This window comes from Chelativorans petroleitrophicus (assembly GCF_025398195.1).
GTDB classification, from domain to species: Bacteria; Pseudomonadota; Alphaproteobacteria; order Rhizobiales; family Rhizobiaceae; genus Chelativorans; species Chelativorans petroleitrophicus.
The window spans coordinates 1-12,103 of record NZ_JAODNV010000020.1 but is presented as its reverse complement, the minus strand read 5'-3'; the positions used below and the strand labels follow the sequence as shown (position 1 = coordinate 12,103).

Sequence of the window (12,103 nt, the reverse complement as noted above, 5' to 3'; positions counted from 1 at the left end):
AGATGGGTATCGAACTCACCCCGCGTGCGCGCGGGATCGTCGGCGTGCGCGCCGATTCCGGCAATGCCACCAAAATCCTGGCCGAACTGCAGAAGACCTTCGAGGACTTCAAGGTCGAGCGCGACAAGGAACTCGCCGACATCCGGGCCGGCATGGCCGATGTGGTCCAGACCGAAAAGGTCGACCGCATCAATGCCGAGATCACCGCCCTGCAAAAGGCCCTCGACGAGACCAATGCCGCGCTGGCAGCGCTCAAGGTCGGCGGGGTGGGTGGCCCGGCTGACCCCGACAAGGCCGAACATGCCCAGGCCTTCGACCGCTTCTTCCGCCGCGGCGTCGATGCCGGCCTGCGTGATCTCGAGGTCAAGGCCAAGCTGACCACCCAGTCCGATCCTGACGGCGGCTATCTGGTGCCCGAAGAGACCGAGGCCGGGATCGACCGGGTGCTCGGCACCGTCTCCACCATCCGCTCGCTCGCCCGCACCATCTCGATCTCGACCAGCACCTACAAGAAGCTGGTCAATATGGGCGGGGCGACTTCCGGCTGGGTTGGCGAGGAACAGGATCGTCCCGGCACCGCCACGCCGACCTTGCGCGAGATCGCCATCAATACCGGCGAGATCTACGCCATGCCCGGCGCCACGCAGACCTCGCTCGACGATGCCCGCATCGATCTTGCCGCATGGCTGGCCGAGGAAGTGGCGATCGAGTTCGCCGAGCAGGAGGGTGCTGCCTTTGCCCATGGCGACGGCATCAACAAGCCGCGCGGCATCCTTGCCTATGACACGGTGGCCAATGCCTCCCATGCCTGGGGCAAGATCGGCTTCGTCGCTTCAGGCAAGGCTGAAGGCTTTGTTGCGGCAACCGCATCGGCCAATCCCGCCGATTGCCTGATCGACCTCTACTATGCCCTGAAATCCGGCTACCGGAACGGGGCCTCCTGGCTGATGTCGGATGCGACCATGAACACGGTGCGCAAGTTCAAGGACGCCGAGGGCGCCTATGTCTGGGCGCCACCCTCCGGCCCTGCACAGGTGGCCACCATCCTCGGCAAGCCGGTCCATACCGACGACAATATGCCGGCGGTGGCGGCCAATGCCTTTCCCGTCGCCTTCGGCGACTTCGGCCGCGCCTATCTGATCGTCGACCGCATCGGCATCCGCGTCCTGCGCGATCCCTACACCGCCAAGCCGAACGTGCTGTTCTACACCACCAAGCGCGTCGGCGGCGGCGTGGTCAACTTCGAGGCGCTCAAGCTGCTGAAGATCAGCACCTGATCCACATGGCGGGCGGCTCCGGCTGCCCGTCTCTTCACAATTCCCATTCATCGAAAGGACTCCTGTCATGAAGGACGGTATCTCCGGCCTCAGCCTGGTTGCGTCTCTGGTTCCGGCCGTGGTCACGGCCACCACCAAGGGCAGCCATGCCGATCTGCAGGGCTACAACGCGGCAACGCTGATCATCACCACCGGGGCGATTGCCGGCGACGGCGTGTTCGACGTGAAGCTGCAGCATGCCGACACCACGGACGACGGCGACTTCAGCGACGTTGCCGCAGCCGACCTCCAGGGCACTCTACCGGCAGCGCTCGAAGCCGACACGGTCTGCAAGCAGGGCTACAAGGGCAACAAGCGCTACATTCGTGCCGTCATCACCAAAACCTCCGGCACGTCGATCGCCGCGGGTGCGATCTTTGCGCTCGGCCATCCCCACGACGCGCCGGTTGCCTGATCGGTCAGAGGGGCCAGACAGTCGGCAGCGCCGAGATTCTGGCCACCCCCCGTTCATCAAACTGTTGGAAGACAGCCATGCTCGCTCCCGTCCGCACGGTTGCGCCCGCGACCATGCCGGTGTCGCTGGCCGAGGCCAAGGCCCATCTGCGCGTCGATCACGATGACCAGGACGATCTGATCACCGCTCAGATCAAGGCGGCGACGGCATATCTCGACGGCTGGTCCGGCATTCTCGGGCGGGCGCTGATTACCCAAACCTGGCGACAGGAGTTTGGCCGCTTTGCCGATCACCTGCCATTGCCGCTGGCGCCGGTGACCGCGATCGACAGCGTCAGCTACTTCGACGGCGACAATGTGCAGCAGACATTGGACACCGGCGTCTACGATCTGTTTGCCGACGCGCGCGGTGCCTATGTCACCCGGCGGTCAGGCCAATCCTGGCCGGCTACCTTCCGTCGCGCGGATGCCGTCTCGATCATCTTCACCGCCGGCTATGGCGCGGCGGCCGGCGTGCCGGAGCCCATCCGCCAGGCCATCCTGCTCATCGTCCAGCGCCTGTTCGATGGTGCAGACACCAGCATCGATGTTGCCATTGACCGCACCGTCCATGCCCTGATCGCACCCTACCGCAGAAGCCCGATCTGATGGCCCGGATCACCGCCAACTCCCTGCGCGACCGCGTCCGCCTCGAAAAGCGCGAGGAGATCGATGATGGCTATGGCGGCACCTATGGCCAGTGGGTGCCACAGTTCGAGCGCGACGCCTGCATTCTACTCTCCAAAGGCGGCGAGACCGTCATTGCCGCACGCCTGCAAAACGTTCAGCCGGCGCTGATAATCGTGCGTTTCGATACCGAGACTGCCACCATCACTCCCACTTGGCGACTGATCGAGACACGTTCAGGCACCGTCTACAACATTCGCACCGCCGCCGACATGGAGCGCCGCCGCCGCTTCATCACCCTGCTGTGCGAGTCCGGCGTGGCGACCTGAGCGGCCACCGGCAAAGCCGCGAGCCAAAACCAGACTCTCCGGGAGAACCGCTATGACGCCGCCGCAAGCGAACGAGCAGTTCCGCATGTCCGAGACCGAGTTCGAGGCGCTGCTGGCACGCGCAGCCGAGACGGGTGCGCGGCGCGCCCTGCATGAGGTCGGCCTCGATGGCCAGGATGCCGCCGAGGACATCCGTGATCTTCGCTCGTTGCTCGCGGGTTTCCGGCTCGCGAAACAGACGGCCGTCCAGACCGCCGTGCGGCTGATCACCACCGGCGTCCTGCTCGCCCTGATGGCCGGCATCGCCATCAAGCTGAAGCTCTTCGGACCGACGCCTTAACCCATCCGCCCGACCTATCAGACAACCGTCCGCCCTCGTCGAGGAGCGGGCTTTTTTGTGCCTGGAGACCTGCCATGACGACAATGACCTACAAACACTGGCGCGATGTGCCCGAGCGCTCGTGGCGCTGGAAGGATTTTTCCCCCGCTGAGATCGCCTGCCGAGGCAGCGGCTCCCTGCGGATCAACGAAGATGCGCTCGACAAGCTCCAGGCGCTGCGCGATCGGCTTGGCAAGCCCCTCATCGTCCGTTCGGCCTACCGCAGTCCGGCGCATAACCGGGCCGTCGGCGGCGCGCCGCGCTCAAAGCACATGGACGGCACGGCCTTCGACATCGCCATGTCGAACCACGATCCGGTCGCCTTCGAGGCCGCTGCCCGAGCCGTCGGCTTTCTCGGCTTCGGCTACTATCCCCGTTCGGGCTTCATGCACATCGACCTCGGTCCTGCTCGGCAATGGGGCGAGCGGTTCCCGGTGCAGGCGACGGCGTTCGCCGCTGAAACGGCGCCCGCGCGCGAGGCCCTGGCGCAGAGCCGCACGATGAAGGGCAGCGGCGCGGCAGGCGTGGCGACGCTGGGCGCCGCCGGCGTTGAGGTGGCGCAGAACGTCCTGGCCGAGACGCAGTCCGCCGTCCTGCCGCTCGTGCCATATCTCGACACGCTGCGCTGGGTGTTCATCGCCGTGGCGCTCGCCGGCGTTGCTGTGACGATCTACGCCCGCATCGACGACTGGAAGCGGGGGCGTCGATGATCGCCGCTCTGTTCACCGGGATCGTCGCCAGCCCGTGGATGCGGGCGGCCTTGCGCTACGGCGCCATCGCACTCGCCGCACTTCTGTTCCTGCTCTCACTCCGGCGCTCCGGCGAGCGTGCGGGACGGCTGGCGGAACGCCTCGAAACCTCGGAGAAGGTCAATGACGTCCAACGTCGGATGCTGGAAGCGGCGGCTCGCCGTCCTCGCGATCACCACGAGCTTGCTGACAGGCTGCGCGACGGTCTCTTCTGACGTCGAGGGCCTGGCGGCGTGCCCACCGGTCGTCGAGTACAGCGAGGACTTCCAGGAATCGGCGGCAGTGGAACTGGTTCTGCTGCCGGAAGGCTCGGCAATCATGGAGATGCTGAGCGACTATGCCGTGATGCGGGAGCAGGCGCGGACGTGCGATGGCTGAGGATCTTCGCTCGCGCCCGGGCTTCACCGGCACCCCACCGTGTCAGGCAGCCTCGTAGTTGGTGTACACTTCGGTGCTGCCGTCATGATGGATGAGGAACACGTCGTAAGCCTCGCGTTCGCTCTCCGGCCCCATGCCGGGGGAACCGTAGGGCATGCCCGGAACGGCCAGACCCACGGCGTTGGGACGCTCGGCCAGCAGCCGCCGGATATCAGCGGCCGGCACATGGCCCTCGATCGTGTAGCCCTCGACCTGGCCGGTGTGACAGGAGACCATCTCTTGCGGGATGCCATTGTCGGACTTGTAGCGCATCAGCATCGTGCCCATGCTCGCCTCGGTCGTGACGGTGAAGCCATCACCCTCCAGGATCTCGATCCAGGCCGAGCAGCAGCCGCAATTCGGGTCCTTCAGGACGTGTATCGACGGTCCTCCGGATTGCGCCAGCGACAGTTGGGGGAGCCCTGCAAGCAGGGCCGCGCTGCCGATCAGCAGGCCGCGTCGGGTGAGGGTGTCTTGTGTCATGTCGTTCTCCATGGGTTGAAGTCAGGTGCGCTCAGAGGTCGATCCGCCTGAGCCGCAGCGCGTTCGTGATGACCGAGACCGACGAGAGGCTCATCGCCGCCGCCGCGATCATCGGCGAGAGCAGGAGGCCGGTCAGGGGATAGAGCACCCCCGCGGCGACGGGCACGCCCGCGGCGTTGTAGACGAAGGCGAAGAACAGGTTCTGCTTGATGTTCCTGAGCGTCGCGACGGCCAGTTTCCGCGCGCGGACAAGCCCCACGAGATCGCCGCGCATGAGCGTGATCCCGGCACTTTCCACGGCCACGTCGGCGCCGGTGCTCATGGCGATGCCGACGTCCGCGGCCGCGAGCGCAGGAGCATCGTTCACGCCATCACCGGCCATGGCGACCGACTTGCCCTTGGCACGCAGCTCCTCGACCAGCTTCTGCTTGTCCTCCGGCAGGACGCCGGCGCGGACCTCGTCGATGCCGAGCTTCGACGCCACCGCCTCGGCCGTGCGCCGGTTGTCGCCGGTGGCCATGATGATGGTGAGCCCCAGCGCGTGAAGGTCGCGGATCGCGGCTTCGGTCGTCTCCTTGATCGGATCCGCCACGGCGACGATCCCCGCGAGCGTTCCATCCACGGCGACGAACATCGCCGTCTTGCCGTCCGCGCGGAGCATGTCGGCCTCCGCCTCGGCCTCGTCCGTCGAAAGCCCGAGATCGGTCATCATCGCCGCATTGCCGAGCGCGACCTTGCGTCCCCCGACAGTGCCGTGGACCCCTTTGCCGGTGACCGCCTCGAAGTCCTCCGCAGTCTCGAGCGACAGGCTGCGGTCCTTCGCCCCGGCCACGATCGCTTCGGCAAGCGGATGCTCTGACCCGCGCTCGAGCGCAGCGGCAAGGCCCAGCACCTCCGCCTCGTCGCCATGAAGCGCTACCACATCGGTCAGTCGCGGCTTGCCCTCGGTCAACGTGCCGGTCTTGTCGACGATCACCGTATCGACCCGCGCCATGCGTTCCAGCGCCTCGGCATCCTTGATCAAGACGCCCGCCTGCGCGCCCCGGCCGGCGGCCGTGGTGATGGAGATCGGCGTGGCGAGCCCCAGCGCGCACGGGCAGGCGATGATCAGGACCGAAACGGCCGAGGCGATCGCGAAGGCCAGCGCCGGTTCGGGCCCGGCCCAGAGCCAGACGCCGAAGGCGATGATGGCTATCACAACGACGGTCGGCACGAAGATCGACGACACCTTGTCCGCGAGTCCCTGGATCGGCGCCCGCGACCGCCGGGCGCCGGCGACCATCTCTACGATCTGCGACAGCACCGTGTCCGCGCCGACCTGCGTGGCGCGCACCGCCAGCGTCCCGTTCTTGTTGATCGTGCCGCCGGTGACGCGGTCGCCCTCGACCTTCTCCACCGGGACCGGTTCGCCCGTGATCATGCTCTCGTCGACCGACGATCGGCCCTCGACCACCTCGCCGTCCACCGGCACGCTGTCTCCGGGCCGGACCCTCAGAAGGTCGCCCTCGACGATGTTCTCGAGCGGTGCGTCGTATTCCGACCCGTCTGCCAAAATGCGCCGAGCGGTCTTGGGCGCGAGGTCCAGAAGCGCGCGGATCGCGTCGCCCGTCCGCTCCCGCGCACGCAGCTCCAGCACCTGACCGACGAAGATAAGCGCCACGATGACAACAGCCGCCTCGTAGTACGTACCGACGCCGTGGCCCATCCGGTATTCGGCCGGGAACACGCCCGGCGCGAAGGTCGCGACCAGCGAGTAGAGATAGGCCGCGCCGACCCTGAGCGAGATCAGCGTCCACATGTTCGGCGAGACATTGCGGATCGAGTCGATCCCGCGCCGGAAGAACGGCAGCGCGGCCCAGAGGATCACCGGGGTCGCCAGCACGAACTCGGCATAGACCGAGAGGCGGTGCCCCATCCACCCACGCACGTCTAGCCCGACGAGTTCGCCCATGGTGATGATGATGAGCGGCACCGCCGCCGCCGCCGAGATCCACATGCGTCGCGTGAAATCGACGAGCTCGTGACTCGGTTCGTCCGAAGGCACCATTGGTTCCAGCGCCATGCCGCAGATCGGGCAGCTCCCCGGCTCGTCACGCACGATCTCGGGGTGCATCGGGCAGGTGTATTGCGTGCCGGGCTGGGCCTTCTGTCCGGCCTTCTTCGCGTTGCCGGAGGCGTAGAAGTACGGATCGGCGTCGAATTTCTCCTGGCACCCGGCGGAGCAGAAGTGGAACGTCTCGCCGCCGTAGTCGCGCGTCCGCGCGCCCTCCTTGATCTCGACCTGCATCCCGCAGACCGGGTCGGTCGCGGTCTTTGCGCCGGGTTTGGTGTCGGAGGCAGCGTGATGGTGATGATGGTTGGCCATGGATTGATGTCCTTTCTGTCCCGGTGTGCGGCCTCCAGTCGTTGGAAGGTCAAGAGGTGGGCTCGTGTCTTTCTTTTTGTGCGGAATGGTGGCTGCCATGCGCCGGTTCGTGCGATGGCGGGTTGAGCGCGAGGAAGATGCGCTCGAACAGGAAAACGGCGGTCATGCCGGCGATCGCGATGACGACGATCAACGGGTCGCTCTGCCATTTTGAGCGCGGCGAAGGCCGCAAGGACCACCGCGTCCAGTCCGATCGCCGTCAGCAAGACCCATCCTCGCGCGCCGATCTCCACCCGCAGGGTCCGCCAGACACCCCAGTGGATCAGGATGTCCATCACGAGGTAGAAGAAGGCGCCAAGCGAGGCGATCCGGCTGAGGTCGAAGAAGATCGTCAGCGCTCCGGCGATCACCACCGTATAGACGAGCGTATGGTCGCGGATCGTGCCCGGCATGCCGAAATGGCTGTGCGGGATCAGCTTCATGTCGGTCAGCATGGCCAGCATCCGCGATACCGCGAAGATGCTGGCGATCACGCCCGAGGCGGTCGCGACCAGTGCGAGCGCGACGGTAAGGTAGAAGCCGATCCGCCCGAGGGTGGGCTCGGCCGCTTCGGCGAGCGCGTAGTCTTTTGCCGCCACGATCCGATCGAGCGGCAGGCTGGCGCCGACGGCGAAGGCGACGAGAAGGTAGACGACGACACAGATCGCGATGGATATGACGATCGCTCGCCCGACGTTGCGGTGCGGGTCGGTGACCTCGGCGCCGCTGTTGGTGATCGTCGTGAAGCCCTTGAAGGCCAGGATCGCGAGCGCCACCGAGGCAAGGAAGCCCGCAACCGCACCGCCATCCGCGCCTTCCGCCTCCTCGAAAGAGAAGCCGCCGGCCCAGAGCGCGGCAATGCCGAAGGCCGCGATGCCGCCCACCTTGAGCACCGCCATGAGCTGCGACAGAAGACCCACGGAGCGGTTGCCTGCCGCATTCACGAGGTAGGCGAAGACGATGAGTCCCACGCCGATGGCAGGGACCAGCCAGCCTTCGGGCTCCAGATTGAGCCCCCGCAGCAGGTAGGTCGCAAATGTCCGCGCCACGAGGCTTTCGTTGATGACCATCGACAGCGCCATCAGCAGCGCGGCACCGGCCGCAACCGTCGTCGGGCCATAGGCCTTGGTGAGGATCATCCCGATCCCGCCCGCAGACGGCCAGGCGTTGGACATCTTGACGTAGGTGTAGGCACTGAATCCTGTCACCAAGGCGGCTGCGACGAAGGCCAGCGGGAACAATGGCCCTGCAAGTTCGGCGATCTGCCCGGTCAGTGCGAGAATGCCCGCACCGATCATCACGCCTGTTCCCATTGCCACTGTATCGAAGAGCGACAGGCTGTTCTTCTGGTACTGCTGGGCCATCACCTCTTCCTTTCTGCCTTTCCGCGCGTGGCGGCCCAGATCAGCGGCAGCCCGGTCACGAGGCCGAGACCGAGAACCGCCCATGTGGCTCGGCCAAGGTCACCGCTCACCGCCTCGCCGCCGAAATGCGCCAGCAGGAAGCTCGCCGGGATGATGCCGGCGAGCGTCGCCAGCGCGAACCGCCAGGCATGCAGGCGGCTGAGCCCCGCGGCGTAACTGATCATGTCGAAGGACACGAAGGGCATGAGGCGGCTCGCAAAGACTGTCGCCGTCAGCGCGGTCTGCGAGCCGAGGGGGCCGGCATCGACCTTGTCTCCGAACATCCGCCGCAGGACATCGTGCCCCAGAACCCGCGCGAGGCCGAAGGCGATCAGCGCGCCGAGTTCGGCGCCGATCACGACCTGAACCGTGCCCCAGACGTGTCCGTAGGCCGCGCCCGCCGCCAGCGCGATCGGTGCGCTCGGGATCGGGCTGGGCACGACCGCCATAGTCATGAGCGTGACGATCAGCACCGGCCCCCAGAGACCCGCGCGCGCGACTAGCGTCTCCAGCCGCTCGGGCTCGAACCAGTCCCGGACCTCGGCAAGGGCCGAAGGCGCGATGAACCACACCCCAAGCAGAACGATCCCGAGGATCGCCAGACCCGTGAGAATGCCGGCGCGCAGGCTCATCTCAAACCGCCGCGACGGCCTTCGCCAGCAGGTCGCGGACCTGGCCTGCAACGGCGTGCAGCTCGGCGTTCTCGATGGCCTGCATGGACGCCACCGGATCGATGGCGCAGACCTCCACGCCGCCCTCGACCTCCCGCAGGATGACGTTGCAGGGCAGCATCGCGCCGACCCGCGGCTCTATCCCGATGGCCTGCCACGCCATCTTCGGGTTACAGGCGCCGAGGATGCGATAGTCCGGCATGTCGACGTCGAGCTTCTCTTTCATAGTCGCCTTGACGTCGATCTCGGTCAGAACGCCAAAACCGTGATCCGCCAGCGCCTTTCGTGCCCGAGCGTCGACGTCGTCGATACTTGCGTCGGGGATCATGCGATTGATCGTGTAGGTCATCGCGAAATCCTTTCTCCTATTTCCGAAGATACTTGATCAGCGCTGCTATGGCCAAAACCAGCAGCACAAGGATCAGCAGGCCGAACAGCCAGCCGAACCCCATGCCCCAACCCATACCGGTGCCCATGTCGTTCCAGTTCATCATGTCGTCCTCCTGTTTTCCGGGCTGCGAGAGGCCCGTCTCTGCGGATCTCGCGAGAAGGTGGTGGAGCGAAACCGCAGCGATCGGGACGTCGGGGCGCTCGAAGCGAACGCCCCGCCTGCGGTCAGACCGAAGCCGATACCGCGAACTCGGTCATCATGCCGGTCGCCAGGTGCGGCATGTGATGGCAATGGAGCATCCAGCGCGCGGCTTCGCCCGCGTCCAGCGCCACGTCCACCATCGACATCGGCGGCACGTAGACCGTGTCGCGCAAGGCGCCTGCCACGCGGCGTCCGTTCAACCCGACGACCTGGAACACGTGGCCGTGCAGATGCATCGGGTGCCCCATCATCGACATGTTGTGAAAGGAGAGCACAACCCGCTCGCCTCTGCGCGCCGTGACCGGCTGGTGCTGGCCCCAGACGGCGCCGTTGATCGTCCAGACATAGGGCTGCATCGAGCCGCCCAGCATCAGCATCTGGCTGCGATCCACGGGGCGCTCCGGCAGGGCGTCCACCGCGATCAGCCGTGCTTCCTGCGCAAGATCGGTGTCGAACGCGGGCGCTTCAGCCTCCGCCACGGCATCGACGCGCCGCACCTCGGCACCGGGCGTGGCGAGGATCAGACCGGTGCGCTCCCGCGCCCCCTCGCGCAGCGCGAGGATCGGCCAGGCTCCGTTTTCGTTCGGCAGGTCGATCTCGAGATCGAGCCTCTGTCCCATGGCGAGCCCGAAACGGTTGCCGGAAAGCGGCTGCACCGCGTGACCGTCCGCCGCGACGAGGCGCGCCCCGGCCGCCCCGGTATCGATCCAGAACACCGTGGCCGCCGCGGCATTGATGACGCGGAGCCGGATACGGCCGCCGCGTTCGACCCGGACCACGTCGGGGTCAGATAGCGTGCGATCGTTGGCGAGATAGGCGTCCCAGTCGTAGTCGTTCAGGTCCATGGCCATGCCGCCCATCTGGCCGCCCATGCCCATCATCCCGCCCATACCCGGCATCTGGCCCTTCGGCATGCCGCCCATCGCACCGTGATCCATGCCCGGCATGGCGCCCATGCCGCCCATGGGGAGCCCCTGCATAGGTTGCGCGCCGCCGTGATGCGCGTGCGTGCCGTGACCGCCGCCCGCGTGACCGCCGCTTATCTCGGCCAGAACCTCTTCCGGGGCCTTGAACGAGAAGTCGTGCAGGAACATCACGACCTCCTGCCGGTCTGCGGCAATGTCCTCGGCCGAACGCACGATCAGGGGCGCGGCGAGCAGCTGCATCTCCTGGACCGGCACATGGCTGTGCATCCAGTGCGTTCCCGGCCGGGCCTCGAAGTCGTAGGACCGCGTCTCGCCCGGCGCGAGGAGGGGCATCGGCATGTCGGGCACCCCGTCCTGCGCATTGGGCGGGATCTGCCCATGCCAGTGTATGATCATGCCGACGTCGAGATCGTTGGTCAGATCGACCCGGAACCGCTGTCCGGGATCGAATACCAGCCCCTGACCGCCGGGACCGGCAAGGCCGAAGACAGAAGCCGCTCGTCCGTCGATGTCGAGCGTGCGCGTGGTGGCAGCGAGGCGGATCGGGGCCGCCGTCTGCGCGAGGGCAAGACGGGGCACGTGCGCAACCGCAACGGCTGCTGCACTTGCGGCGAGAAAGCCGCGTCGCGAAAGGGTGTTCATGGTCGTCTCCTCGGGACATTCCGTCCCGTGCATCAATGCCTATGGGACGCCGCGGGCGTCGGCCTGCGGCGCGCTCAGAGGAGACGGGGCTTGGGAGGGCGTTCGTTCAGTCCTGGCGCATGGCTGACGTGGGCTGCCTCGGACGGGAGATCGTGGCTGGCTGGCCCGTACGCGTCTCCGGCTTCTGAACCCGGCATTGTCAGGAAGACCGACAGGCCTGCGCAGACGAACTCGCACACGGCTGCGTCCGCCGATTCACAATGCTGGCCGTCGTCACAGGACGGGTGAGTGTCAGCGGACGCGTGCATCGTGGCGCCTGCATGGAGCGCGTGGTCTCCCTGCATGCCATCCATCCGCGCAACATGGGCTGCGCTGATCGTCGTCACCACGGCGATCGCAAGGACGGCTAGGATTGAGAGGACACGCGCGAACATGCCAACAAAATAGGCATTGCTCACGAGAATGTCCAGAGGTGGACCCGCTTGGTGAGACAGTTTGGCGGCTTGGCTAAGGTGGATCGGGTTGGTTTTTACGCCGCCAATTTCTCCATCATTTCTGCCGTAGCATAGACCTCGTCGGGTGTCCTGCCGTCGAAGGTCGAGTGGGGGCGTCGCCGGTTGTAATAGTCGATCCATGAACCGATGCCAGCCCGGGCCTCACCGCCTGTCTCGAAGGCGTTGAGGAAGACGCACTCGTATTTGAGGCTGCGCCA

At 66.4% G+C, this 12,103-nt stretch carries 15 protein-coding genes and 1 pseudogene; 7 read left to right on the top strand and 9 right to left on the bottom strand.

Annotation, left to right across the window (positions count from 1 at the left end; translation table 11 throughout):
• Positions 1-2: 2 nt before the first annotated feature.
• From NYR54_RS16485 to NYR54_RS16455, 7 genes are all read left to right on the top strand, one after another.
• Positions 3-1,277, top strand: coding sequence for a phage major capsid protein (locus NYR54_RS16485; RefSeq protein WP_261516813.1), 1,275 nt, complete (start codon positions 3-5; stop codon positions 1,275-1,277).
• 67 nt (positions 1,278-1,344) lie between these two features.
• Complete coding sequence (locus NYR54_RS16480; protein WP_144864371.1) at positions 1,345-1,731, top strand: hypothetical protein; 387 nt, start codon at positions 1,345-1,347, stop codon at positions 1,729-1,731.
• A 77-nt stretch (positions 1,732-1,808) separates the two neighbouring features.
• Entirely contained in the window at positions 1,809-2,378 is a 570-nt protein-coding gene (locus NYR54_RS16475; protein ID WP_261516811.1) for a head-tail connector protein, read from the top strand.
• A complete protein-coding gene (locus tag NYR54_RS16470; RefSeq protein ID WP_261516810.1) occupies positions 2,378-2,725 on the top strand; it encodes a phage head closure protein in 348 nt (115 codons plus the stop codon). Before NYR54_RS16475 ends, NYR54_RS16470 begins: the two co-directional genes overlap by 1 nt.
• 52 nt (positions 2,726-2,777) lie before the next feature.
• Entirely contained in the window at positions 2,778-3,065 is a 288-nt protein-coding gene (locus NYR54_RS16465; protein ID WP_137113276.1) for a DUF6127 family protein, read from the top strand.
• A gap of 74 nt (positions 3,066-3,139) precedes the next feature.
• The gene (locus NYR54_RS16460; RefSeq protein WP_261516809.1) at positions 3,140-3,814 is read left to right on the top strand and encodes a YcbK family protein; all 675 of its coding nucleotides are present in this window, start codon (positions 3,140-3,142) and stop codon (positions 3,812-3,814) included.
• On the top strand, positions 3,811-4,068 hold the full coding sequence (locus tag NYR54_RS16455) for a hypothetical protein (protein ID WP_261516808.1): 258 nt from the start codon (positions 3,811-3,813) through the stop codon (positions 4,066-4,068). The genes NYR54_RS16460 and NYR54_RS16455 overlap by 4 nt, the downstream gene beginning before the upstream one ends.
• A 205-nt stretch (positions 4,069-4,273) precedes the next feature.
• Here NYR54_RS16455 and NYR54_RS16450 read toward each other — a convergent pair whose 3' ends face one another.
• The 9 genes and pseudogenes from NYR54_RS16450 to NYR54_RS16410 all read right to left on the bottom strand — a co-directional run.
• The gene (locus tag NYR54_RS16450) at positions 4,274-4,753 is read right to left on the bottom strand and encodes a DUF411 domain-containing protein (RefSeq protein ID WP_261516807.1); all 480 of its coding nucleotides are present in this window, start codon (positions 4,751-4,753) and stop codon (positions 4,274-4,276) included.
• A gap of 31 nt (positions 4,754-4,784) precedes the next feature.
• Entirely contained in the window at positions 4,785-7,217 is a 2,433-nt protein-coding gene (locus NYR54_RS16445) for a heavy metal translocating P-type ATPase (RefSeq protein ID WP_423738634.1), read from the bottom strand.
• A gap of 266 nt (positions 7,218-7,483) precedes the next feature.
• Positions 7,484-8,455 (bottom strand): annotated as a pseudogene (locus NYR54_RS16440) (APC family permease); the annotation flags it as partial.
• Between the two features lie 65 nt (positions 8,456-8,520).
• Positions 8,521-9,192, bottom strand: a complete 672-nt coding sequence (locus NYR54_RS16435; protein WP_261516805.1) for a TVP38/TMEM64 family protein — start codon at positions 9,190-9,192, stop codon at positions 8,521-8,523.
• Position 9,193: 1 nt separating this feature from the next.
• Complete coding sequence (locus NYR54_RS16430; protein WP_261516804.1) at positions 9,194-9,580, bottom strand: DUF302 domain-containing protein; 387 nt, start codon at positions 9,578-9,580, stop codon at positions 9,194-9,196.
• 16 nt (positions 9,581-9,596) lie between these two features.
• A complete protein-coding gene (locus NYR54_RS16425) occupies positions 9,597-9,725 on the bottom strand; it encodes a hypothetical protein (RefSeq protein ID WP_018001747.1) in 129 nt (42 codons plus the stop codon).
• Between the two features lie 121 nt (positions 9,726-9,846).
• A complete protein-coding gene (locus NYR54_RS16420; protein ID WP_261516802.1) occupies positions 9,847-11,391 on the bottom strand; it encodes a multicopper oxidase family protein in 1,545 nt (514 codons plus the stop codon).
• A 74-nt stretch (positions 11,392-11,465) separates the two neighbouring features.
• Positions 11,466-11,849 carry a hypothetical protein gene (locus NYR54_RS16415; protein WP_261516801.1) on the bottom strand — a complete coding sequence of 128 codons (384 nt, stop codon included), beginning with the start codon at positions 11,847-11,849 and terminating at the stop codon, positions 11,466-11,468.
• Between the two features lie 71 nt (positions 11,850-11,920).
• A partial coding sequence (locus NYR54_RS16410; RefSeq protein ID WP_261516800.1) for an integrase core domain-containing protein occupies positions 11,921-12,103 on the bottom strand: 183 nt, incomplete at its 5' end.